The 23,535-nt window shown below is 63.5% G+C and carries 23 protein-coding genes; 18 read left to right on the top strand and 5 right to left on the bottom strand.

Annotation, left to right across the window (positions count from 1 at the left end; translation table 11 throughout):
* Positions 1-44: 44 nt before the first annotated feature.
* On the top strand, positions 45-1,289 hold the full coding sequence (locus L0U84_RS39810; protein WP_233859876.1) for a D-amino acid dehydrogenase: 1,245 nt from the start codon (positions 45-47) through the stop codon (positions 1,287-1,289).
* Here L0U84_RS39810 and L0U84_RS39805 read toward each other — a convergent pair.
* Together L0U84_RS39805 and L0U84_RS39800 are read right to left on the bottom strand one after the other, a co-directional pair.
* Positions 1,225-2,277 carry a 2-hydroxyacid dehydrogenase gene (locus L0U84_RS39805; RefSeq protein WP_233859144.1) on the bottom strand — a complete coding sequence of 351 codons (1,053 nt, stop codon included), beginning with the start codon at positions 2,275-2,277 and terminating at the stop codon, positions 1,225-1,227. The genes L0U84_RS39810 and L0U84_RS39805 overlap by 65 nt on opposite strands.
* Positions 2,278-2,370: 93 nt before the next feature.
* Positions 2,371-3,726 carry an MFS transporter gene (locus L0U84_RS39800; protein WP_233859143.1) on the bottom strand — a complete coding sequence of 452 codons (1,356 nt, stop codon included), beginning with the start codon at positions 3,724-3,726 and terminating at the stop codon, positions 2,371-2,373.
* A gap of 150 nt (positions 3,727-3,876) precedes the next feature.
* Between L0U84_RS39800 and L0U84_RS39795 the strand changes: the two genes are divergently transcribed.
* The 9 genes from L0U84_RS39795 (at position 3,877) to mdcH (ending at position 12,195) form a co-directional block, all read left to right on the top strand.
* On the top strand, positions 3,877-5,022 hold the full coding sequence (locus L0U84_RS39795) for a citrate synthase family protein (protein ID WP_233859141.1): 1,146 nt from the start codon (positions 3,877-3,879) through the stop codon (positions 5,020-5,022).
* Positions 5,023-5,317: 295 nt separating this feature from the next.
* Positions 5,318-6,979, top strand: coding sequence for a malonate decarboxylase subunit alpha (gene mdcA / locus L0U84_RS39790; protein ID WP_233859139.1), 1,662 nt, complete (start codon positions 5,318-5,320; stop codon positions 6,977-6,979).
* A complete protein-coding gene (locus L0U84_RS39785; protein ID WP_233859138.1) occupies positions 6,979-7,893 on the top strand; it encodes a triphosphoribosyl-dephospho-CoA synthase in 915 nt (304 codons plus the stop codon). Before mdcA ends, L0U84_RS39785 begins: the two co-directional genes overlap by 1 nt.
* The gene (locus L0U84_RS39780) at positions 7,893-8,201 is read left to right on the top strand and encodes a malonate decarboxylase subunit delta (protein ID WP_233859137.1); all 309 of its coding nucleotides are present in this window, start codon (positions 7,893-7,895) and stop codon (positions 8,199-8,201) included. The genes L0U84_RS39785 and L0U84_RS39780 overlap by 1 nt, the downstream gene beginning before the upstream one ends.
* Before the next feature lie 5 nt (positions 8,202-8,206).
* Entirely contained in the window at positions 8,207-9,058 is an 852-nt protein-coding gene (locus tag L0U84_RS39775; protein ID WP_233859136.1) for a biotin-independent malonate decarboxylase subunit beta, read from the top strand.
* Positions 9,055-9,870, top strand: coding sequence for a biotin-independent malonate decarboxylase subunit gamma (gene mdcE, locus L0U84_RS39770; RefSeq protein WP_233859133.1), 816 nt, complete (start codon positions 9,055-9,057; stop codon positions 9,868-9,870). Before L0U84_RS39775 ends, mdcE begins: the two co-directional genes overlap by 4 nt.
* A 111-nt stretch (positions 9,871-9,981) precedes the next feature.
* Positions 9,982-10,377: a malonate transporter subunit MadL gene (gene madL / locus L0U84_RS39765; RefSeq protein ID WP_129958490.1), complete on the top strand. Its 396-nt coding sequence runs from the start codon at positions 9,982-9,984 to the stop codon at positions 10,375-10,377.
* 14 nt (positions 10,378-10,391) lie between these two features.
* Positions 10,392-11,159 carry a malonate transporter subunit MadM gene (madM, locus tag L0U84_RS39760; RefSeq protein WP_233859132.1) on the top strand — a complete coding sequence of 256 codons (768 nt, stop codon included), beginning with the start codon at positions 10,392-10,394 and terminating at the stop codon, positions 11,157-11,159.
* A gap of 103 nt (positions 11,160-11,262) precedes the next feature.
* The gene (mdcH, locus tag L0U84_RS39755; protein ID WP_233859131.1) at positions 11,263-12,195 is read left to right on the top strand and encodes a malonate decarboxylase subunit epsilon; all 933 of its coding nucleotides are present in this window, start codon (positions 11,263-11,265) and stop codon (positions 12,193-12,195) included.
* Positions 12,196-12,216: 21 nt separating this feature from the next.
* Here the strand turns inward: mdcH and L0U84_RS39750 are convergent, their stop codons facing one another.
* The 3 genes from L0U84_RS39750 to L0U84_RS39740 form a co-directional block, all read right to left on the bottom strand.
* Entirely contained in the window at positions 12,217-13,131 is a 915-nt protein-coding gene (locus tag L0U84_RS39750; protein WP_233859130.1) for a LysR family transcriptional regulator, read from the bottom strand.
* A gap of 515 nt (positions 13,132-13,646) precedes the next feature.
* On the bottom strand, positions 13,647-14,420 hold the full coding sequence (locus L0U84_RS39745; RefSeq protein WP_233859129.1) for an SDR family oxidoreductase: 774 nt from the start codon (positions 14,418-14,420) through the stop codon (positions 13,647-13,649).
* 37 nt (positions 14,421-14,457) lie between these two features.
* Positions 14,458-14,871 carry an acyl-CoA thioesterase gene (locus tag L0U84_RS39740; protein ID WP_233859126.1) on the bottom strand — a complete coding sequence of 138 codons (414 nt, stop codon included), beginning with the start codon at positions 14,869-14,871 and terminating at the stop codon, positions 14,458-14,460.
* Positions 14,872-14,984: 113 nt separating this feature from the next.
* On the opposite strand from L0U84_RS39740, the gene L0U84_RS39735 reads away from it, so the two are divergent.
* The 8 genes from L0U84_RS39735 (at position 14,985) to L0U84_RS39700 (ending at position 23,353) form a co-directional block, all read left to right on the top strand.
* Entirely contained in the window at positions 14,985-15,689 is a 705-nt protein-coding gene (locus L0U84_RS39735) for a Crp/Fnr family transcriptional regulator (protein ID WP_233859124.1), read from the top strand.
* 142 nt (positions 15,690-15,831) lie between these two features.
* Positions 15,832-17,199, top strand: coding sequence for an MFS transporter (locus L0U84_RS39730; protein WP_233859122.1), 1,368 nt, complete (start codon positions 15,832-15,834; stop codon positions 17,197-17,199).
* A 59-nt stretch (positions 17,200-17,258) separates the two neighbouring features.
* Positions 17,259-18,179 carry a 3-keto-5-aminohexanoate cleavage protein gene (locus L0U84_RS39725; protein ID WP_233859120.1) on the top strand — a complete coding sequence of 307 codons (921 nt, stop codon included), beginning with the start codon at positions 17,259-17,261 and terminating at the stop codon, positions 18,177-18,179.
* 3 nt (positions 18,180-18,182) lie between these two features.
* Entirely contained in the window at positions 18,183-19,124 is a 942-nt protein-coding gene (locus tag L0U84_RS39720) for a 3-hydroxyacyl-CoA dehydrogenase NAD-binding domain-containing protein (RefSeq protein ID WP_233859119.1), read from the top strand.
* Between the two features lie 517 nt (positions 19,125-19,641).
* Positions 19,642-19,830: a hypothetical protein gene (locus tag L0U84_RS39715; protein ID WP_233859118.1), complete on the top strand. Its 189-nt coding sequence runs from the start codon at positions 19,642-19,644 to the stop codon at positions 19,828-19,830.
* Positions 19,831-19,849: 19 nt separating this feature from the next.
* Positions 19,850-20,788, top strand: coding sequence for a carbohydrate kinase family protein (locus L0U84_RS39710; RefSeq protein WP_233859117.1), 939 nt, complete (start codon positions 19,850-19,852; stop codon positions 20,786-20,788).
* Between the two features lie 5 nt (positions 20,789-20,793).
* Positions 20,794-22,275 carry a glucose-6-phosphate dehydrogenase gene (gene zwf, locus L0U84_RS39705; protein WP_233859116.1) on the top strand — a complete coding sequence of 494 codons (1,482 nt, stop codon included), beginning with the start codon at positions 20,794-20,796 and terminating at the stop codon, positions 22,273-22,275.
* Positions 22,276-22,324: 49 nt separating this feature from the next.
* Positions 22,325-23,353, top strand: a complete 1,029-nt coding sequence (locus L0U84_RS39700) for a hypothetical protein (RefSeq protein WP_233859115.1) — start codon at positions 22,325-22,327, stop codon at positions 23,351-23,353.
* Positions 23,354-23,535: the final 182 nt, after the last annotated feature.

The raw sequence follows: 23,535 nt of genomic DNA, 5'->3' as shown, positions 1-23,535 counted from the left end.
CGCTGCCGTGAATGCCCGCCGGCCTCCTCGTATCTGAGGACATCATGAAAGTTATCGTGCTCGGTGGCGGGGTAGTCGGTGTGACGACCGCGTACCAGTTGCAGAAGGACAGTCACGAGGTCGTGATCGTCGAACGGCAGCCTTTGGTCGCAGCGGAAACCAGTTGGGGTAACGCGGGCATGATCGCGCCCGGGCATTCCTTTGTCTGGTCCTCGCCCAAAGCGCCGATGATTCTGCTCAAATCGCTGGTGCTGAAGGATCAGGCGTTGCGCTTCAGGTTCTCGGCAGATCCCAGGCTTTACAGCTGGTCGTGGCGGTTCCTGATGGAATGCACATCAGAGAAGGCCCGCCGCAATACCCTGCTCAAGCATCGGCTGGCCGCGTACTCGCAACGCGTGCTGCACGAGGTGGTCGCTGAGGACGACATTGCATACGATCGGAACGACCACGGAATTCTGTATCTCCATCGGACTCAGGAAGCGCAGGACCGGGGAGTCGAACACATGAAACTGCTGGAATCCGATGGTCAAGTGATCCGGGTTCTCAGCCGCGATCAGGTCGTCGCACTCGACCCGTCGCTGGCTTCGGCAAGAGACAGGATAGCGGGTGCCATATACTGCCCGACCGATGAGACCGGAGACCCTGCGAAGTTCACGCGCGCCCTTGCGGAAAAGATCGTCGCGCGTGGCGGCACGCTTCTGACGGACACCACCATCGACGGCTTCGAAACCGCCGGCCAGGACGTGGTGGGCATAAGAACGAGTCGAGGCCTTCTAAAAGGCGACGCGTATGTGCTCGCCCTCGGCCCCTATAGTCCGATTCTTTCCCGACAGATCGGTATCGATCTCCCGATCTATCCGATCAAGGGGTACTCCCTCACGATTCCGATCGATGGCCGGCCGTTGCCACCCGCCGTTGCAGCGGTCGACGAGCACAATCTGGTCGCTATCTCGCGCTTCGGCGACCGGATCCGGGTCACCGCAACGGCCGAGTTTGCCGGCTACGACACGAGCCATCAGCCTTCTGATTTTGCGTTTATGAAGAGCGTGACGCAGGAACTCTACCCGGCTGGCGCCAACTACGATCGCGCCGAAATGTGGGCCGGGCTCAGGCCGATGACACCGACGAACTTGCCGATTTTTGGGCGCAAGAAGTATCGCAATCTTTATCTGAATACCGGTCACGGTCATATCGGCTGGACCATGTCGCACGGATCGGCTCGAATCACGGCCGACCTGATCGCGGGACGTACCCCGGCGATTCCGATGGAGGGGCTGCTTTGCGACTGATGGCGACGCGTTTTGCAGCCAAAGCATCGTACTCATGCTCCGTGTCGCCGACCACCCTATTGCGCGGGCTGCCGATGCCGAAATGCCTCGCAAGCGCATCGACGACATGTTCCGCCATCGCGTGGCGCGTTTCCTCGGTTCCCGAACCGATATGAGGCGTCAGCACCACTCTGCGATCACGAATGAGCGCCTCGGGAACGGCAGGTTCATGCTCGAAGACATCGAGCGCGGCGCCCGCGAGCTTGTCTGCCGCAAGCGCCGCGATCAGCGCGCTTTCATCGACCACCGGGCCGCGCGCGATATTCACGACGAAACCGTTGGGACCCAGCGCGTCGATGACGGCAGCATCGACGAGATGATGCGTCGCGGGCGACAGCGGACACGTGAGGATCAGCATGTCGCTATCGCGCGCGAGTTCGCACACGTCGTCGTAGTACGGAATGTCGACGGCCTTGCGGCTGGGGCCGAAATAGGCGAGCGTCGAACCGAAGGCCTGCAGGCGCGTTGCGATAGCCGACCCGATGGTGCCGAGCCCGACGATGCCGACTTTCATGCGCGAGATCGAGCGCCCAAGCGGATACTGACCCTGTACGGGCCATTGACCTGAGCGAACGAATGCATCGGCGTTCACGAAGTCGCGCGTGAGCGCCAGCGCCAGGCCGACGGCCGCATTTGCAACGTCTTGCGCAAGAATGTGCGAGGTATTCTCGATCACGATGCCACGCGCGCGGACCGCCCCGATGTCCACGTTGTCCAGTCCCGCGCTATAGCTCGAGATGATTTCCAGAGCGGGAAGCGCATCGAGGACTGCCGCGTCGACTATCGTCTTACGCAACGCAATTCCCTGCACCTTGGCGCCGTACGCATTCAGAAACGCATGTGCGGCGGCGGGATCCTTGGGCAGATCGAGCACCGTGAAAAGCGCTTGCAGTTCTGCATGGGTCCACTCGGGCAATTCTGCCGCATTGAGGATGATCGGCTTGGTCATGATTCAAATTCGAAAGTGATGATTCGACGCGCCATCGACGCGCCCGGTGTGTTGTGCAACTGACGCAGAGCAAAGCGAAGCTACGAAGACGATTCAACTCATCTTCACGCGTTCAATCTTGCCCATGAAGAACAGATAGACGACGGCCGCAACGAGACAGTGCGCGGCGACGAAATACAGTCCGACCGTATAGCCGCCCGTCGCCTGCACGATATAGCCAAAGGCGATCGGCGTCACGATGCCGCCGATGTTACCGATGCAATTGAAGATTGCGCCCGCGAGACCAACTGCCTCGCGCGGAGCGGTGTCGCTGACGACAGCCCAGGTGCCCGCGCCTGCCGCCGCACCCTTGCCGAAGAAGGCCAGGGTCATCAGCAGAACGATCACGGTATTGCTTTCGGTGACGGCCGACAGAACGAGGCTGCACCCCAGCGCCATGCCGACGATATACGGCGTTTTGCGGGCCCACGACACGCTCCAGCCGCGACGGATCAGCCAGTCGGAAATCGTGCCGCCCGCAATGCCGCCGACGAAGCCCGCAACGGCCGGAACCATCGTCGCGAAGCCCGCCTCCATCACGTTCATGCCGCGCGCCTGAACGAGGTAGATCGGAAACCAGGTGATGAAGAAATAACTGAGCGCGATGGTGCAGTACTGCCCGATATACGAGCACCACAACATGCGATTGGCGAGCAGCATGCGCACCATGCCGCGCGAGATCGCGGGGCGCGACTGCAGCTCGTGCTTCGAATCGATATCGACCATCGCACCGCCCGCGATGATGTGATCGAGCTCGCCGCTGGAGACGCGCGGATGGTTGCGCGGCTCATGCATGACGAAGGCCCACACGGCTGCCGTCGCGAGACCGATCAATCCCAGCGCGATGAACGGAGCGGGCCAGCCGAATCGCGACGTCAGCCAGCCGGCGAACGGCGAGAAGATCGCGACGGCGAAATACGAAGCCGATGCGAACAGCGAAGTGGCGAGGCCCCGTTCCTGCCTCGGAAACCACATCACCGCGACGCGGCCGTTGGCGGGAAAGCTCGGCGCCTCGATCAGTCCGAGCGCGAAGCGCAGTGCGAACAGCAATCCCAGCGCAATCGACAGATCCGACGTGAAGTTGCCGATGAACCCGACCAGCATGGTCGCGATCGACCACAGAATCAGCGTCGCGCCGTACATCGTCTTCGTGCCGAAGCGATCGAGCAACAGGCCGCCGGGTATCTGGCCTACGACATAGGCCCAGCTGAAGGCCGACAGCACGTAACCCAGTTGCACGTGATTCAGGCCGAACTCCTTCGATATGCCGGGACCGGCGATCGACAGGATGGCGCGGTCCGCATACGCGACCGTCGCGAGCAGCAGGATCATCGCAAGGATCGAGTAACGCGTGCGGGTCGTGCGGGCAGCCGTGCCCGCTATATACTGGGTCGTGCGCTCTGTAGCCACTGATATCTCCTCTTTCATGCCCCTGAATGGTTCGCGACGGCGCGCGGCGCGAAAGCCTTTCGACCTGTCGGCCGGACTTTTTTTTGGGGGGTGTGTTCCGGATTAAACCGATGCCGCGTAAGACCGTCAATCTTGATTGAGTCAATCAACGTGAAAAACTGGATGACGCAGGAAGAAGCCTGCGACGCCCTGGGCGTGCGCAAGCAGACGCTCTATGCCTATGTCAGCCGCGGTCGGATCGAGGTCCAGGGCGACCCGGACAATGCCAACCGCAACCTCTATCGCTCGACGGATATCGCGGCACTCGTGAAGAGGCGCAGCCTCGGGCGAGCGCGCAAAAACATCGCGGCAAGCACGATGTCGTGGGGAGAGCCGATCATCGACACGAGCATCTCCACGATCGTGCGCGGCAGGCTCTACTATCGCGGCCGCGATGCGGTGCAACTGGCGGCATCCTCGACGCTGGAAGAGGCCGCGCGCCTGCTTTGGAACACGACCGGGCCGCCGCACTTTCCGTCGTTCGAGCCGGTCCCGTTCGAAGGCCCGATCAGCGCGCGTATCTACGCCGCGCTGGCTTGCGACGCGGCGTACGATCGAGCGCAAGCGGCACGCGACCTCGCCCAAAGAGTCGATCAGGCCGCCGCGCTGGTGGGCCGCCTCGCCAGCAATTTTGTCGAGCTGCGGGCGGATGACGGCCCGTTGCATCTGCGGATCGCGAATGCGTGGGGCGCTGAGCATCATGCGGATCTACTGCGGCGCGTGCTGGTGCTGCTTGCCGATCAGGAGCTGACGAGCTCGTCATTTGCGGCCCGCGTGGCCGCATCGACGGGGGCGTCGCTCGGCGCGTGCATGGTCGCAGGGCTCGCCGCGTTCTCCGGTCCGCTGCATGGCAATGCCATCGTGCGCGTTCTTCAGTTCATGGACGATGCGAAGCGCTCGGGAACCGAAACAGTCGTCCGGACACTGATCGCGGCTGGCGAGCCGTTGCCCGGTTTCGGTCACGAGCTGTATCCGCAAGGCGATCCGCGCGCGGCGGACCTGCTGGCCTCCTTCCAGGCGCCCGACGCGGCGCGCGATCTGATCGACCGTGTCGAACGTCTGACGGGCAAGTTGCCCGCTATCGACATCGCACTCGCCGCGCTCGTCGAGCATTGCGCTCTCCCCGAGGGAGCGGCGTTCGCGCTGTTTTCCATCGCGCGCAGCGTCGGGTGGATGGCTCATTCGATCGAGCAGATCACGCAGGGATGTCTATTGCGGCCGAGGGCGCATTATGTCGGGCCGGCTGCGCTCGACTGAAGGCAAAAGGATCAGGCCGCGTTTGCTGATGCAGTAACGCCCACATTCGCCGGGAACGAACCCCTCGCCGCATCCCGTGCGATGCTTGCTAGTGAAAACCCCAAGTTCAGAGTCCGGTCATTGAACCGCGCTTGCGAAACATCATTCCATCGAGGTCCGCGCCTTTGCGGACCTGTCCGTTTTGCCGTTCAACCTGAACCATCGTTACCCTGGAGATAACAGTCGCATCCGGAGCGTTATTGAATGCATGTCCGTCGCTCCCTAGACTCGCCTCATGTCCTGAGCGAGAGCGCACATGTCCAGTCAAAGTCAGTTCCAGTCCCGTTGGGCTACACGCCGCGCGGAAAAGCAACGGCGCATCGCGCGGGTCGCGTCGATCGCGGACGGCGCGGTCCTGCCCACCGGGCGCATCGTCGAAGTCTTGCAATACCTGATTGCCCCTGGAGACCGCGTGGTCCTCGAAGGAAACAACCAGAAGCAGGCTGACTTCCTGTCGCGCTCGCTCGCGAAAGTCGATCCGGAAATCGTTCACGACCTGCATCTGATCATTCCGAGCGTGAGCCGTGCCGAGCATCTGGACCTGTTCGAGCGAGGCATCGCCCGAAAGCTGGATTTCGCTTTCGCCGGCGCGCAAAGCCTGCGCATTTCGCAGTTCCTGCAGGACGGCATCCTCGAAATCGGCGCCATCCACACGTATATCGAACTGTACGGGCGGCTCTATGTCGATCTGACTCCGAACGTTGTGCTGGTCGCGGGCTACAAGGCGGATCGCGACGGCAATCTCTACACCGGCGCCAGCACCGAAGACACGCCGGCACTCGTCGAATCCGCAGCCTTTCGCGACGGCATCGTGATCGCGCAGGTCAACGAGATCGTCGACGATCCGCAAGACCTGCCGCGCGTCGACATTCCCGGTTCGTGGGTCGACTTCGTGGTCCAGTCGGACAAGCCGTTCTTTATCGAGCCGCTGTTCACGCGAGACCCACGCCTGATCACGCCGGTCCATGTACTGATGGCGATGATGGCGATTCGCGGCATCTATGAGCGACATCAGGTGCAATCGCTGAATCACGGCATCGGCTTCAATACGGCCGCGATCGAACTGATCCTGCCCACATACGGCGCGAAGCTCGGGCTCAAGGGCAAGATCTGCCGGCACTGGACACTCAATCCGCATCCGACGCTGATCCCCGCGATCGAGACCGGCTGGGTCGACAGCGTGCATTGCTTCGGCGGCGAGCTCGGCATGGATGCCTATGTCGCGCAACGGCCCGATGTCTTTTTCACGGGGCGCGACGGCTCAATGCGTTCGAATCGCGCCATGTCGCAGCTCGCCGGCCAGTACGCGGTCGACATGTTCATTGGCTCGACGCTGCAGATGGATGGCGCAGGCAACTCGTCGACCGTCACGCATGGACGACTCGCGGGCTTCGGCGGTGCGCCCAACATGGGCCACGATCCGCGCGGCCGGCGTCATGCGACGCCGGCCTGGCTGGATCTGCTGCAAACCGACAACCCGCTCGAGCGTGGCCGCAAGCTCGTCGTGCAGATGGTCGAGACTTTTCAGGCCGGCGCCCAGCCGACCATCGTCGACACGCTCGACGCGGTGGAAGTCGGACGCGAATCGGGCATGCCGATCGCGCCCGTGATGATCTACGGCGACGACGTCACGCATGTACTGACCGAGGAAGGGATCGCCTATCTCTACAAGGCGGGCTCGCTCGAACAACGCAAGGAGATGATCGCGGCCGTCGCGGGCGTGACGCCGATCGGCCTTGCAAGCAGCCCGGAAAAACGCGCAGCCCTGCGGCGCGATGGTCTGATCGCGCTCCCCGAGGACCTTGGCATTCACCGCAGCGAAGCGAACCGGTCGCTGCTGGCCGCAAAGAGCGTCGCGGATCTGGTCGACTGGTCGGACGGGCTGTACGAGCCGCCCGCACGTTACCGGAGCTGGTGATGCGGGAGAACCTCGCCATGGTTTGCGCGCCGCTACCACGCGCTTCGTTCGACCTTGCCGCGCACTTCGGCTCGCAGGTGGTCGGTGCGCTGATCGACGAAGTGACGCTCGCGCCCAAACCCGGACTTGTCGATATCCGAAGCCAGGGCGCGCATCACGATCTCGACTGGAAGCTGATGTGCCAATCCGCGTTGGCGCTGCAGCCGACCTTCGCGGAGCTCGCACGGGCGGGCATCGAAACGCGGGCGATGCCCAAATTGCGTGAGCGCATTGGCGCGATCGGCCGCGACGGCGAAGCACGGATGATGGACGCGACGCATGGCGTCAACACGCATCGGGGCGCGATCTGGGCGCTCGGACTGTTGGTGACGGCAGCCGCACGCGAACCGGATGACCTCGCGGCCGATGCGATCGCCGCACGCGCTGGCGAGATCGCGCGCATCGCCGACCGCCACGCACCGCTGCAGACCGGCCACAAAGGCGAACAGGCATGCGTCGACTACAACGTCGGCGGCGCGCGTGGCCAGGCGCAGGCCGGTTTTCCGCACGTCGTGCAAGTCGCGCTCCCCGAACTCGCCCGTTCGCGCAGCCGCGGCGACAGTGAAACCGCCGCCAGATTGAATGCGCTGCTCGCCGTGATGGCGAGCCTCGACGACACCTGCGTGCTGGCTCGCGGCGGCCGCGGCGCACTCGCCGAGATGCAAAGCGGTGCGCGGCGCGTGCTTGCGCACGGCGGGGCCGCTGCGCTGTCCGGCCGCCGTCATCTGAAGGCTCTGGATCGGCGTCTGGTCGAACTGCACGTGTCGCCCGGCGGCGCCGCCGATCTGCTCGCCGCCACCCTCTTTCTCGACCGGCTGCAGGTCGAAGGCACCGCAACGACCAAGCCCTACACGACTCACACACAGGAAAGCTGATGGAAACCATCGTTCTCGAATTTGCGGCGGGAGCGCCCGCGCATGGCCGTGCAGCGGCCGGCGTGGTCGCGTCGGGCGATCTCGAAGTCCTGCTCGAAGCCAACGAGCCGCATCGTACCGTCGTGAACATCACGACTTCGGTCGACGGCAACGCGCATGTATGGGAAGCCGTGCTGGAGCGCATTTTCGGCGACGGCTCGTGGCCGGCCGCGAAGCTGGAAATCAACGACTCCGGCGCGACACCCGGGGTCGTGCAAATGCGCATCGGCCAGGTGTTGGAACAATTGCAATCAACGGGCGGAGCATGACGATCATGGATAAACAGCAACTGCTCGAGCGTCAGAGCTTCATCGAGCTCGACGCGCGCAGCCGGGCAAGGAGGCTGCTCGATTCAGGCAGCTTCGCTGAACTGCTCGATCCGTTCGAGCGCGTGCGCTCGCCGTGGCTCGCGCGGCAAGGGATCGTCACGCAGGCTGACGACGGCACCGTGGTGGCCAAAGGACGGATCGACGGCCAGCCCGCCGTCGTGCTCGCCATCGATGGCGGCTACCAGGGCGGAAGCATGGGTGAAGTGTCGGCGGCGAAGATCGCGGGCAGCCTCGAACTCGCCGCCGACGACAACCGCAACGGCATCCCGACGCGCGCGGTGATCCTGTTCGAGACCGGTGGCGTGCGCTTGCAGGAGGCCAATCTCGGGCTCGCCGGGATTGCGGAGATTCACGCAGCAATCGTGGACCTGCGGCGCTATCAGCCGGTGATCGGCATCACCGCCGGGCCGATCGGCTGCTACGGCGGCATGTCGATCTCGGCGGGACTATGCAGCTATCTGATCGGCACGCGCGAAGCGCGACTTGGGTTGAACGGACCGGCGGTCATCGAACAGGAGGCCGGCGTCGCCGAATTCGACTCGCGGGACCGGCCGATGATCTGGAGCTTCACCGGCTGCGAGCAGCGTCACCGCACCGGGCTAGTCGACATCTACGCAGCCGATGACACCGATGCGATCCGCGCGGCCGTCATCGAGCTGTTTCGCAACGGTCGTCCGCCGATGTGCCGCAGCGAACGTGTCGCCAGCTTTTTGCAGCGGCTGTCGGAAATCGATCCGGGCGCGCAAGTTACCCCGGAGCAAGTGGTCGCCGCCTACGGCGAGGGATTTCAGTCATGAGCACACAGCAACTCTCCGCACGTGGCGCTGTCTGGCTCGACGCGCTCACGAATAGCGCGCCATTGCGGCAAGGTTTTCCGCCCTCGGTGCGGGTGGTCGATGCGCGCCTCGGCGAATCCCCGGCGCGCTATATCGCGGTGGTGCCCGATCCGGACAATCCGTTTGCGCGCGCACGCCGCGGCGAGATCGGGTTGATCGAGGGATGGGAACTCGCGCGGGCAGTGCGCGAAGTGGTCGACGCCGACGCGGCGCATGACGGCAAGCGCGCAATCGTCGCGATTATCGATGTCGCCAGTCAGGCGTATGGGCGGCGCGAAGAGGCCTACGGGATTCATCAGGCGTTGGCTGGCGCCGCCGATGCCTACGCGAGCGCACGGCTGGCCGGTCATCCGGTGATCGGGTTGATCGTGGGGCGCGCGATGTCGGGTGCGTTTCTCGCGCATGGCTACCAGGCGAACCGGCTGATCGCGCTGGCCGATTCACAGGTGATGGTCCACGCGATGGGCAAGGAATCCGCTGCACGCATCACCTTGCGCTCAGTGGCCGATCTCGAAGCGTTCACCGCCCAGGTGCCGCCAATGGCCTACGACATCGACAACTATGCGTCGCTCGGACTGCTGTGGAAGCTCCTGACGGTGAGCAACGCGGATGCGCCCAGCGGCGCGGATCAGGCATCGATCGAAACGACGCTGCGCGAAGCGCTCGACGACATTCGCACCGACCCCTCGCGTGGCCTCGCCGGGCGGCTTGCAAGCCCGCACCGCGCGGCATCGGCGACGGTACGGCAAAAGTTGCGCGAGCAATGGCGTTGAACCCGCCCTGACCTCGGCCCCGATGCGGCATCAAACACCGCGTCGAGGCAACTTCGCCAGCCTGCCACGACCCTTCAGAGGTCAACGAAATCAATCATCGGAGACAGCAACATGATCATCTACGGAACCGCCCTGCTCGCGTTCTGCCACCTGGCCGGACTTTTTCTCGGCGACCTGCTCGGGGTCGCGATCGGCGTCAAGACGAATGTCGGCGGTGTCGGCATCGCGATGCTGCTGCTGATCTTTCTGCGCCTCTATCTGCATGGAAAAGGCCTGCTGCCGAAAGAAACCGAAGCGGGTGTCGGCTTCTGGGGCGCGATGTATATCCCCGTGGTCGTCGCGATGGCAGCGAATCAGAACGTCGTGGCGGCGATCAAGGGAGGTCCCGTTGCGCTGCTTTCGGCACTCGGCGCCGCGGCGGTCTGCGCGTGCTGCATCGCCGTCCTTTCACGCACCGGTCGCGACAGCACTTCGCTCGTGAACGCGCCGCAGCTCGAAGAAATCTGAAGCCGGAGGTCATCATGTTGCATATGCTCGAAAAAGTGTTCGTTCAGAACGGCCTGGTTACGTCGTTCGCGCTGGTGGGGCTGATCATGTGGGTGTCGTCGGCGATCTCGCGCACGCTGACGCGCGGACGCGTGCACGGCTCGGCAATCGCGATCGTGATCGGTCTTGCGCTCGCGTATGTCGGCGGCGTATTCACGGGCGGACAGAAAGGTCTCGCCGATTTGCCGCTCTTCACGGGTGTCGGCCTGATGGGCGGCGCGATGCTGCGCGATTTCGCGATCGTCGCCACCGCCTTCGAAGTGCAGGCCAACGAGGCGCGCAAGGCCGGGCTCATCGGCGCGGTGTCGCTGCTGCTCGGCACGCTGTTGCCGTTCATCGTCGGCGCGAGCATCGCGCATGCGTTCGGCTACACCGACGCGGTCAGCATGACGACCATCGGTGCGGGCGCCGTCACTTACATCGTCGGGCCGGTGACGGGCGCGGCGATTGGCGCCAGCTCCGACGTAATCGCCCTCAGCATCGCCACCGGCCTGATCAAGGCGATCATCGTGATGATCGGCACGCCGATCGCGGCCAACTTCATGGGACTGAAGACGCCCCGCTCCGCGATGATCTTCGGCGGCCTCGCGGGCACCGTCAGCGGCGTCAGCGCGGGACTCGCCGCCACCGACCGGCGGCTCGTGCCGTATGGCGCATTGATCGCGACGTTTCATACGGGTGTGGGGTGCCTGCTCGGACCGTCGGTGCTGTTCTTCGCGACGAGAGCGCTGGTGGGCGCGTGAGCAATAGGCTCGATGCGCCCCATGCCCTTCGATCGGCATCGACGATGCCCGCGTGGGCTACGCGCGAATGGCTCACTCTCGCCCCGTCCTTATCGCAAACATCATGAGCACGGTTTTCACCTTCCCCGGCCAGGGCTCGCAAAAGAGCGGCATGCTGGCTACGCTGCCCGATCATGTCGAAGCGTGCCGCGCACTCGAGGAGGCGAGCGACACGCTCGGCTACGACGTCCGCTCGCTCGATGACGCCGCCTCGCTGCGCTCGACCATCGCCGTTCAGCTATGCCTGTTGATCGCGGGCGTCGCACAGGCGCGCGTGCTCAGTGCGTGCGGCTGCGAACCCGACATCGTCGCCGGTCTGTCGATCGGCGCCTATCCGGCCGCGGTGACGGCCGGCGCGCTGCGCTATGCGGATGCCGTCAGGCTCGTTGCACTGCGCGGCCACTTGATGGAACGCGCGTACCCGAGCGGTTATGGGATGACAGCGATCGTCGGCCTCAGACAGCGGCCGCTCGAAGCTCTGATCGCGCGGGTCAACCGCGCGGCCACGCCTGTCTTCCTGGCTAACCTGAATGCCGAAACACAGATGGTGATTGCCGGCAGCGACACCGCCATGCAAGAGCTGGTTGCGCTTGCGCTCGAGCAGGGCGCGCAACGCTGCGAGCGGCTCGACGTCGCGGTGCCATCCCATTGCGCGTTGCTCGACGAGCCAGCGGCCGCGCTCGCCGAAGCATTCGCGCAGGTCACCGTGCATGCGCCTCGCACGGTGTATCTGAGTAGCAGTGCGGCGCGGCCGCTCTTCGATGGTCGACGCATCTCGGCCGATCTTGCCGGCAACATGGCGCGGCAGGTGCGCTGGTACGACACGATGCGGCTCGCGTGGGAGCGCGGCGCCCGTCTCGCGATCGAGATGCCTTGCGGCAACGTATTGACCCGCATGACCCGCACGACCTTCGATGATGGCATCGCGGCGAGCAGCAGCGAGACCGCGTTGCCGGACCTTTGCATGCTGATCGAGCGCGAACGCGCTCACGCGTGACGGCTGAACGACGCCAGGACTTCAGTCGGCGTTGCGGGTCCGCAGGCGGCAAACCGCCATCAGCGCAAGCAGATTCGGATCGCGCTCACGCGCGCGCAGATAGCTGACGCCGATGGTCTGGCGCATCAGGTATTGCGGTTTGAGCGGAATGAATTGCACCTTGTCGCCGAACACGCCGCGCACGCGGCCCGGCAACAGCGTGTAGCCAACCCCACCGCTCACCAGATTCATCAGCGAGAAGATATCGCCGACCTTCATCGTCACGTTCGGCGTGAAATCCGCCACACGAAACGCGTCCAGAAAGCCGTGATACGTGACGAAACCCTCGCCGAGCGACACGAATGTCTCGTCGCGGCAATCCCTCAGATCGATCGCTTGCTGATTCGCAAAGCGCGAGTTCGCTGGCGCTCCGAAAAAGATGTCGTCTTCGAAGAGCGGCAACGAATCGACTTCGGGCTCGCCCTCGGGCACGGCCATGAGCGCCGCGTCGACTGCGCCCTGTTTCAGCTTGTCGAGCAGCTCGGCATTCGAGCCGAGCGCGAGTTCGACCTGAAGGGCCGGCCGCCGCACCTTCAGATCGACGATGATGCCGGGCACGGTCTTGATGGTCAGCGAATACAGCGAGCCGATCTTCAGCCGGTCCGATGAATAGCCCGCGGCCTCTCGCGTTGCACGGATACCATCGGACATCAGCGTCAGCACTTCCTGTGCGACGTCGGCGAGCATTTGCGCCGCTTCCGTCGACTTCAGATTGCGGCCCTCATGCCGGAACAGCGCGCAGCGCACGCCCTGTTCGAGCGAGTGCAGCGCCCGATGCACGCTGACCGTGCTCACGTTCAAGGCCTCGGCCGCCTTCGACAGGTTCCCTGTCTCCATGAACGCGAGCAGGACTTCCAGCTTGCGGAACGTGATCTCGTCGTCGATTCGGTCGGGCATCTCGGGCTCTGGATTGGTCGGAATAACGCTCAGCGAAGCCCCATTCACCCGACCGGGCGCGGGCGCGCCGGGCTACGCGGCGACTGACGCTCCGCAGGCGTTTCGGCGAAGACTGTCAGGGACTTTCGCCTTGCGCCCGGACCCCGGCTGCAGTCGTCGTGTGCTATTGCCACTTCGCGTTCTTGTGACGAAGGCGGCCCACTACGTCCCACTGTTTTCTCGCTTCCTTTTGCGCGGACTTCCCGTGATCATCGTGGGGCTCTCCGCCGGCTGGCTGATCGACCTTGGCGCCCCGCCTCGAGCGCCTGAACATTTCGGCGAATCTCATCTCGACCTCCTTCTGCGGTAACGACGCCGCAAAAAACAGTGTACTCCGGCCGGCATGACGAAGGTCGCGATCCCGGATTCGGTTCGCCAGTTCTACCGCGGGCAAGCCAGCTTGCGCGCCGTGGGCCGACGCAAAAAATCTATCTGCTGCAGAACGCCTGCGGTATTCATGAATGATTGCCCCAATCTCAGGACGCGCTTTGCGAATCCCCGTCGACCGGGATCATTTGCCCGGAAATGGAACGTCCGGCATCGGATGCCAGAAAGACAGCGAGCGCCCCGATCTCCGCGGGATCCACGAAGTGCTTGATGGACTGATTGGCGAGCGCAGCCGCCTCCTCCTGCGCGACCGAGCGGCCGCTGGCCGATGCGCGGCCCGCCAGCACCTGCTGAATACGGGGTCCTTCCACCGCGCCTGGCAAAATCGCATTGACGCGTATGCCAAATTCGCCCAATTCGCGCGACAAGGTCTTGGTGAAACCAATGAGGCCCCACTTGGTCGTCGCATAGGGGCTGCGGTTCGGATAACCGAAGCGGCCGGCGAGCGACGACATGATCAGAATCACGCCCGCGCCCGATTGCTTCAGATGAGGGATTGCCTGTTGCGTGACGATGAACGTGCCGGTGAGGTTCAGCCGAAGCACGGCTTCCCACGCGTCCGGATCCATCTCCGCGACACTCGCGGTCGGTCCGGCGATGCCCGCGTTGTTGATCAGGACGTCCAGACCGCCGAGAGCGGCCGCGGCGTCCGCGACCATGCGCGAAGCCGCCGCGCGATCGGCGATGTCGCACACGGAAGTTTTCACTCCGGGCAAATGCGCTTGCATCTGTTCAAGCGCCGCTTCATCGATATCGCAGACAAACACGCTCGCGCCCGCAGCTACGAATGCTTCCGTGATGGCGCGCCCGATACCGCCTGCACCAGCGGTCACCAGCACGCGCAGGCCTTTTGATGTGGTCATGACACCCTCCCTTCTGACTGGCTCACGCGCTCGCCGCTCATTCGCACGCCGCACGGATGAATTCAGGCACACCGACGGCCTTCAGCCGTCCATCCTCCTGTTTGACGCACAGCGCGCGAGTCGCGCGGCCTTCGCAAATCAGCGTATCGTTGCGCATGATGCGATGGCTTTGAATAAACACTTTGCCTCGCCATTCCTCAGTGCGGGTATGCAACTCGAGACTTTCGCCGTAGGTCGCCGAGGTGTGAAAACGAGTGTGGATTTCCAACAGCGGCGCGCCGATGCAATTGGGCAGCCCTTGCATCTCCCGCCATGGCGGCAGACCGCACTGTATAAAATAATCATGCGAAGCGGCGTCCATCCAGCGCGAAAAGTTCGGGAAAAAGACGATTCCCGCCGGGTCGCAATCGCCGAATTGCACGTCGATACGATAGACAGTTTCTTTACTCACGGGTATATGCTCCACGTTCCAGTTCAGCCATTGTGCGTGCATTGCCCGCGCGACACTGTCAGTGCGGCGACATTTCGCAACGGCCTCCGTGCGAGCCGCCCGGAGGCACGGCGATGACGAGGCAAAAGCGGATGGTCACCGTGTCGCTTACGCTCGACGAACTGCTCGCTCAGTCGCCGTGGTTCGTTGGGCTGGACGAACCTGCGAAGTCGCGCGTGCGCGCCGATGCGTCGGAGCGCGCCGTCGCAGCCGGTCAGGCTCTGGGGCACCACGGCGAACGGCAACACGCCTGGTTCGGCGTTCTCGAAGGCCTCATCAAGTGGTCGATCACCGCCCGCGATGGACACACGGTGACTTTAGGCGGACAGTCGGTCGGCAGCTGGTTCGGGGAAGGCACGCTGATTCGCAACGCGCCGCGCGAGTCCGATCTCATCGCGTTGCGTGACAGCCGAGTCGCGCAGGTACCACGCGCAACGTTCAATTGGCTTCGCGAGCATCAGCCGTCGTTCAACGAATTTTTGCTGCTGCAGGTCAACGAACGTCTGCACTGGTTCATGGGCGCCGTCGCCGCGCACGGACTGCTCGACACCGACAGTCTCGTCGCGAGGGCGCTGGTGGGGATGGTGCAGCCGCTGTCCAATCCGGGCGGCGCGGGGCATCTGCTGCTGTCCCAGGAAGAGCTCGCCAACCTCGCCGCCGTGTCGCGTCAGACGTGCAATAAGGCAATGACCCGCTTCAAGAACGCAGGCCTCGTGCGCACCGAGTACGGTGGCATCGTCGTGCTGGATTTGCCCGGGCTTGACGCTTTGGCCCGATAGCGACGTATCTCGCGCTTCGCCATCGAGGCACCCGCGCTCCGGATGGTTTGGTGTTTACGCTGACCGTAACTGTCGCGCGATCGACAGTCGCGGGAGCGCTCGCCCGAAATAATGCGTGTCATACAAGATCAGGAGACACGCAATGAATCGCGCCCGTTCGCTGAACCCCGCAGCCGCGTTCGACGAGAACCCGGCCAACCAGACAGCGGAAGACGCCGTCTTCCGAAAGATCAGTTGGCGCGTGATGCCGCTGATTCTGATCGCCTATATCTGTGCGTTCCTCGACCGCATCAATATCGGCTACGCGCAGTTGCAGATGAAGCAGGACCTGGCTTTCTCCGATGCTGTCTATGGACTCGGCGCGGGTGTTTTCTTCGTCACCTATCTGCTGTTCGAAGTACCCAGCAATCTGCTGCTCGAAAAGATCGGCGCGCGACTCACCTTCCTGAGGATCATGGTGCTGTGGGGCCTGACGTCCGCGGCCACCGCGTTTGTCAGGGAGCCGTGGCAATTCTATGGAATCAGGCTGATGCTCGGTCTGTTCGAAGCAGGCTTCTTCCCCGGCATCATTCTTTATCTGACGTACTGGTACCCGAGCCAGCGACGCGGACGTGTGACCGGTCTGTTCCTGTTTGGCATGCCGATCACGGGCGTGCTGGGCAGCCCGCTGTCGGGAACGATCATGAGCGGTATGGAGGGGCTTGGCGGTATGCACGGCTGGCAATGGCTGTTCGTCGTCGAAGGCCTGCCGACCGTCCTGCTGGGGTTCCTGCTGTATTGCATGCTGCCGGACAAACCGGGCCGGGCGCCCTGGCTGAACGACGCCGAGAAAGTACTGGTGCAGTCGGTCCTGGATGCCGACCACCGAGGCGACGCAAAGGCCGGACATCATGGCAGGCTCACCGCGGCGCTGGCGGACCCGAAGACCTACGTGCTGGCCTTCGTCTACTTCTGCTGCGCCTGTGCCGTCTACACGCTTACGTTCTGGTTGCCGACCATGATCAAAGGACTCGGGATCGCCCCGATCGCCACGATCGGCTGGTACACGGCGGTGCCCTATATCTTCGGTGCGCTTGGCGTTCTCTTCATCAGCCGCAGTTCGGACCGTTTCAAGGAGCGTCGCTGGCATGTCGGAGGAACTTTGGTCCTGGGCGCGGTGGTCCTGGCCTCGACTTCCTTTGCCGGCACCGCTGTCGTCCCGGTGATGGTCCTGCTGTGCGTTGCGTCGTTCTTCATCTTTGGCGGCGGCTCGCTGTTCTGGTCGATTCCCCCCACCTATCTTGGCCGGGACGCGGCCGCAGCCGGCATCGCGGTAATCAGCTCGCTGGGCATCCTCGGCGGCTTCGTCAGCCCCACGTTGATCGGCTGGATCAAGAGCGCGACCGGAAGTATCCAGATGGGTCTGCTGGCCTTGACCGCGGTCGTCATCGGCGGCGGTCTGACGATCCTGCTGGGCTTGCCGAAGAGCGCAGTCCGGGTGGGCCCAAGCGATGGCGCGAACGCGCACTGATCGGCTCGTCGATGTCGACCCTATCCGTTAGACCCATTTCAACTCTGGAGTAGACCAGCATGAGCAAGCCCAAAGTCATCGTGACCGTCGCCCCGACCGGCGGCATGGCCACCAAGAAAATGAACCCGAACCTGCCGACACAGCCGCAGGAGATCGCCGATGACACCTACCGCTGCTACAACGCGGGTGCCAGTGTCGTCGCAGTGCATGCACGACGTCCCGACGACGAGGCCACCTGCGATCCTGCGATCTATAGCCACATCAACCGGCTGATTCGCGACAAATGCGACATCATCCTGAACAACTCCACCGGCGGCGGCATCAACGGCGACATGGTTCGCGAACTCGACAACGGTCTGTGGGAGATCCAGTGGGAGGAACGCCTGAAGGGTATGCAGGGTGACGGCGTCGAGATGTGCACGCTAGATGCACAGACCGTGATTGCAAGTTTTGGCGGTAAGGAGATTCTGGTGGCGACGCCGCCCTCGCGAATCCGGCAAATAGCGGAGATGATGAAACAACGAGGCATCAAGCCCGAATGGGAGGTGTTCGGCCTGGCCGACATCGTCCAGGATGTTCAGCGCGCCATCAACGAGGGACTCGACGAAGCGCCGCACTTCATCAATATCGTGATCGGCGCCAATGCGTTCCAGGGCGCGTTGCCCTATACGCCCCGGCTGTTGCAGACGATGGTCGACCACCTGCCCCGCAACACCGTCTTCAACGTCAGCGCCATTGGCGCGGCGCAGTTACCCGCAGCGATGAACTCGCTGTTGCTGGGAGGGCACGTGCGCGTCGGGCTCGAAGACAACCTCTACTACCGGCAAGGTCAGTTGGCCACCAATGTGCAACTGGTCGAGCGGCTTGTTCGCCTGGTCCGCGAGATGGGTTACGAGCCGGCGACGCCGGCTGAAGCACGGGAGATCATCGGACTGCGGCCGCTGCGCGAAACGATCGGCGCTGCGTGCCAGGAGGGTTAGGCAATGACGACGCGAGCGGTCAACGTCGCCGTCGTCGGCACGGGCGTCATTGGCGCAGGTTGGGCGACGCACTTTCTGGCTCATGGGTTCGAGGTGACGGCGACCGATCCCGGCCAGGGAGCCGAGTCGCGCCTGCGCAACTGGATCGACGATAGCTGGCCTGTAGTCGAGAGGCTCGGTCTGGCCGACGGCGCCTCGCGGGACAAGTTGACATTCACCACTGACGTGGGCGCGGCGGTGCGCAATGCCGATTTCATTCAGGAAAGCGGCCCCGAACGTCTGGATGTCAAACACGCGCTGATCCTGAGCATCGAATCGGCGGCAAGGTCGGACGCGATCATCGCGTCGTCGTCGTCGGGGCTGACGATCAGCGACATTCAGGCAGGCGCGAAGCACCCGGAACGAATCGTCCTCGGGCATCCATTCAATCCGTCGCACATCATGCCGTTGGTGGAGGTCGGTGGCGGCAGACTGACATCGCCCGAAAACATCGCGAAGACCATGGCGTTCTATTCTTCGACGGGCAAGAAGGTCATTCGGGTCGGTAAAGAAGTCAAAGGTCATATCGCCAACCGTCTGCAAGTGGCGATCTGGCAGGAAGCCATCAGTCTGGTACAGCGCGGCGTTGTCTCCGTGGAGGACGTCGATGCGGCGATCTCTTACGGCCCGGGACTGCGCTGGGCATTGCTCGGTCCGTTCCTCAACCTTCACGCTTCCGGAGGAGCCGGCGGTATCACGCATGTGCTGCAGCATCTTGGCGCGGCCCAGCGCGAGTGGGCCAGAGATCTGGGCAGGTATCCCGAGACAGACGACTACATCGAGTCGATTGCGAGCGGCGTCGATACGGAACTGCAGTCGTACGACTTTCCAGAAATGCTCCGCCAGCGGGATCAATTGCTGATTGAACTGCTGGAGGCTAAGCGAAATCTTTCTCAGATCCCGTAGGTGAACGGTATCTGCAGGTGAGCGGAGTTTGGATGCAGGTGTCGGGCTGAAGCGGCACCTGCTGAATCCGCGATTTGCAAGAGCTTCGCGCACGGAGAAACTGCAACCAGCAGGGATCCAGTCATGCGCAGCGCAGGTCCAACGTACGTCACCTTGACGCGGCCGAACCGGTCCACCACTCCCTCCGCCACTACGATGAGCGCGCCCGCAACGCTGTCAAGCTTGCGGCGATGTCGCTCATGCCATTGCCGATCCTCAGATTTGTCCTCATCGATGGCGACGCATTCGACGTCGTCCGGGTGCGGGATTTCCCTGGGCTGACACGCGTTCGATAGCAGGTTTAAATAAATCAAATGGATTTATTTAGTCGCTGCGATGGTTCGCGCGTTGGAAGCGGCCATTGCGTGCGCGGCACAAGCGGCAACGCGGGCAACCTCTGCGGGTTGCTGGCCTCGCCTGACCGTCTGGCGTCGGTAGCGAATCGATTTTCTTCACGACATTCAGGAAACCGTAAGACATGTCGACGCTTACCCAGTCACCTGCATGGCGCGCGCTCCCCGCGCATCACGCAAGCTTTGCGCACGGGTCGATCAGCGATCTGTTCGCCAACCGTCGTGATCGCGTTGCGCGCTTCTCGCTGGAAGCGGCCGGCCTGATCGACCGTTTCAGGCCGAAGCGCAAGCCGCAGCCTGCATCGCCAGATTGAAACGACGCACGGAGTGAGAATGACGATGAACCTCCCCAAACTGGTCGTGTTCGGTGAAGCACTGACCGACTTTATCCACGAAGATAACCAGCGCTGGCGTAGCGCGCCCGGCGGATCGTGCTGGAACGTCGCACGCGTGGGCGCGCGCCTGGGCGTACCCACCGGTTTCGCCGGCACCGTGAGCCGCGATGCCTTCGGCGATGAGCTGATACAGCACAGCCGGCAGGCGGGGCTCGACATGCGCTTCACCCGCCAGGTCGAGCGCGCGCCGTTTCTCGCCATGGTCGTCTCCAGGCATCCGCCGCAATATTTTTTTGTCGGCGAGAACAGCGCCGACCTTGCTTTTGACGTCGATGCGTTGCCCGCCGGCTGGATGGACGCGGCCCAGATCGTTCACTTCGGCTCGCTCAGTCTGGTCCGGCAGCCGTTGGCAGCCCACCTTCTGGAGATCGCGGAAGCCGCCCACGCGGCCGGCAAGCGGATCTCGTTCGATCCGAACTACCGCGATCTGATGGCTGGTCCCGCTTACCGAAGCACACTGCGCCGCATGGCCGAACTCGCCAGCTATATCAAGGTGTCGGACGAGGATCTTCGGGGCCTGTTCCCGGAACTGGACGAAGCCACCGCACTCGCTCAACTACGCGCGTGGGCTCCAACCGCGTCAATCCTGCTCACGCGCGGCGCTGAAGGCATGCGACTGTTCACGGCGCGGGAGGTGCTGTTCCAGCCGGCATTCGCGACACAGGTGATCGACACAGTCGGCTGCGGCGACGCCTGCTTCGGCGGATGGCTGGCGAGTCTGCTCGCGCGGCCAGACGCTTCGTTTGCCTCTCATCTGGAGTTCTCCGCCGCGTGTGCCGCGGTAACGTGCGCGCGGCAAGGAGCCTATGCCCCACTAATGGACGACGTTGCAGCGCTGGCTGGCGCTGAAAGTCCTTGCATCGACTTCCACCACTGAATGCCATGACGAAACGCTCTACTGCCGGGTCCGACCACTCCCCATTCGCCTTCGTCCTGTTCGGCGGCACAGGCGACCTTGCGATGCGCAAGATCTTGCCCGCCCTCTTCGCGGCGCACCGCGACGGCCTGCTCGCAGCCGATGGCCGGATTGTCGGCGTCGCGCAGACGGCGCTCGATACCAGCGGCTACCTGCAATGGGTTCGAGAGCACGTGAAACCCCACATCGCGGGAGCCTCGATCGACGATGCAACGTGGCGGAGCTTTCTTGAGCGCATCGCCTACGTCCAGCTCGACGCCAGTCAGCCGGAAACGTACTCCGCGCTGCGCGACGCGCTCGGTACGGCAAGCGGCCGGCGCATTTTCTATCTGGCGACGGGACCTGCGCTGTTCGTGCCGATCTGCGGCGCGCTGGCATCGGCCGGGCTCAGCGAAGGCTCCCGCATCGTGCTGGAAAAGCCGCTCGGATACGACCTGGAATCGTCCAATGCGATCAACGACGCGGTCGGCCAGATCTTCAACGAAGACCAGATCTACCGGATCGACCACTATCTCGGCAAGGAAGCGGTTCAGAACCTGCTCGCGCTGCGCTTTGGTAATTCGTTGTTCGAACCATTATGGCGCCGCGAGTGGGTCGAAAGCATTCAGATCACGGTGGCCGAAGAACTGGGCGTCGAAGGCCGCGGAAATTTCTACGATCAAACGGGTGCGTTGCGCGATATGGTGCAGAACCACCTGCTGCAGTTGCTTTCGATCATCGCGATGGAGCCACCGGGATCGATGGATGCCGACGCGGTGCGTGACGAAAAGCTGCGCGTGCTGCGCGCGCTCAAACCGCTGCCTGCCGATGAAATCCGCCGTAGCGTGGTGCGCGGTCAATATCACCCAGGCGCCATCAAGAACACGCCCGTATGCGCCTATCACGCGGAGGCTGGCGTGAGGCCAGGCAGTACGACTGAGACATTCGTTGCGTTGAAAGTCGAGGTGGAAAACTGGCGCTGGGCAGGTGTGCCGTTTTTTCTACGCACGGGCAAGCGACTCGCGGGGCGCGTGGCTGAAATCGTCGTCAATTTCCGGCCGGTGCCGCACTCCGCCTTGGGGCCGAGCGCCCTGCGCCCGGGTTCGAACCGGCTGACGATCCGTTTGCAGCCGAACGAGTCGATTCGCCTCAGCGCTCTGGCCAAGCAGCCTGGCATGGGCATGACCCTGCAAGGCGTACACCTGGATCTCGCCTTCGATGAATTCTTCCAGCAGGACCGTATGGAAGCTTACGAGCGCTTGCTGCTCGATGTGATAGGTGGGCGGCTTGCCCTCTTCGTGCGGCGCGACGAACAGGAGGCGGCATGGCGCTGGGTCGCGCCGATCATCGAAGACTGGGGCACCCAGGCAAGCCTGCCGAAACCCTACGCGTCCGGCACATGGGGCCCGGCGGCGTCCAGCGCCTTGCTCGCACGACACAACACCTGCTGGCCAGAAGAAGAAAACTAATCGCGCCGGCCGGTTACGACGCTCCCCTTTTCCTGTCACGACGACAAGCATGGACAAAATCTGGCACCTCGAATGGCCTCACGGCTCCTTTAACGTTCACGCCAAAGGCGGAATGCTCGGTCGTGTTTCGCTACGCAACGGCAACCAGCGCGTGGAGCCGTTTTACGAGGCCCCGTGGCTCGACGATGGCACACCTGAGCAGGCAGGACTGCTCGGCCAGCTCAGAAGCGAATTTCCATGTGTTCCGTTTGGGGTGCCATGGTCCCCCGAGAGCGTCACGACAAGCTGGCAGACAAGCCTTGCCGCGTCGGTCGACGAACACGATGCCCCGCTGGATTCGAGTGACGACCTGCTGCATGGCTACGTCTGCGTGGGTGAATGGACCCTCGTGCGACAAACGGACCTGTCGATCGAGATCGCGCTCGAGTATCCGGCCTCGTCGTCGATCGCCCGTGTCGTTCGCGTGATCCGCGCGGACCCCGATGCCCCGGCAATCGACTTCTCCGTGAGGGTCGAGGCTCGCCGCAAGACGCGACGGCCGCTTGGACTGCATCCGAATCTGGCGCTGCCATCGAACCCCGGCGCGCTGCGGATCCATCCGGGCAGGTTTCGTTTTGGCGTGGTGCATCCGGGCGCCCCTGAACCAGGCGTGTCTCATGCCGCTCCGGGCGCGGTTTTCGAGCAACTCGACAACGTCCCGCTGCGCACTGGAGGAACGGCGGCCTTCGACCGCCTGCCCTTCGCTCACGATACGGAAGAGATCATTCAGCTTTGCGGAGTCGATGGGGCGCTCACTCTGACGAACGAAGAGTCCCGCGTTGCGTATCGGCTAACGTGGGACGCTTCCATACTCCCATCGCTGCTGTTGTGGATCAGCAATCGCGGCCGCACTCACAGTCCCTGGAACGGCCGCAACCTGTGCCTGGGTGTCGAGCCAGTGGCAAGCGCGTTCGAGCTTGGCTGCCGTGCGGCGCTGGCGGCAAACCCGATCAATGCCAGAGGAATTTCGACCGCAGTCCCGCTCGAGCCGGGTCGGCCGGTTGAGATCGCTTATCGATTCGAGGTCGTGACGCCATGAAGGCAGGCGACGCCTGAGCAACGATTTCGCTTGTCCAGTTCGCGTGGGCCTTTCCGCTCGATTGCGGCCGAAAACGCGCAGAGCCTTTCCGCCAGACCCGCCATTTCATCGAACACCGATGAGCGCCCCGCACGCAGCGGCATGTAATGAAGTGCCTACTCCTGTGCAAATTGGTGCGTGCC

Origin of the sequence: Paraburkholderia sp. HD33-4 (assembly GCF_021390635.1) — a bacterium.
Lineage (GTDB): Bacteria > Pseudomonadota > Gammaproteobacteria > Burkholderiales > Burkholderiaceae > Paraburkholderia.
The sequence above is the reverse complement of the archived record's forward strand: the minus strand, read 5'-3'. Positions and strand labels throughout refer to the sequence as shown.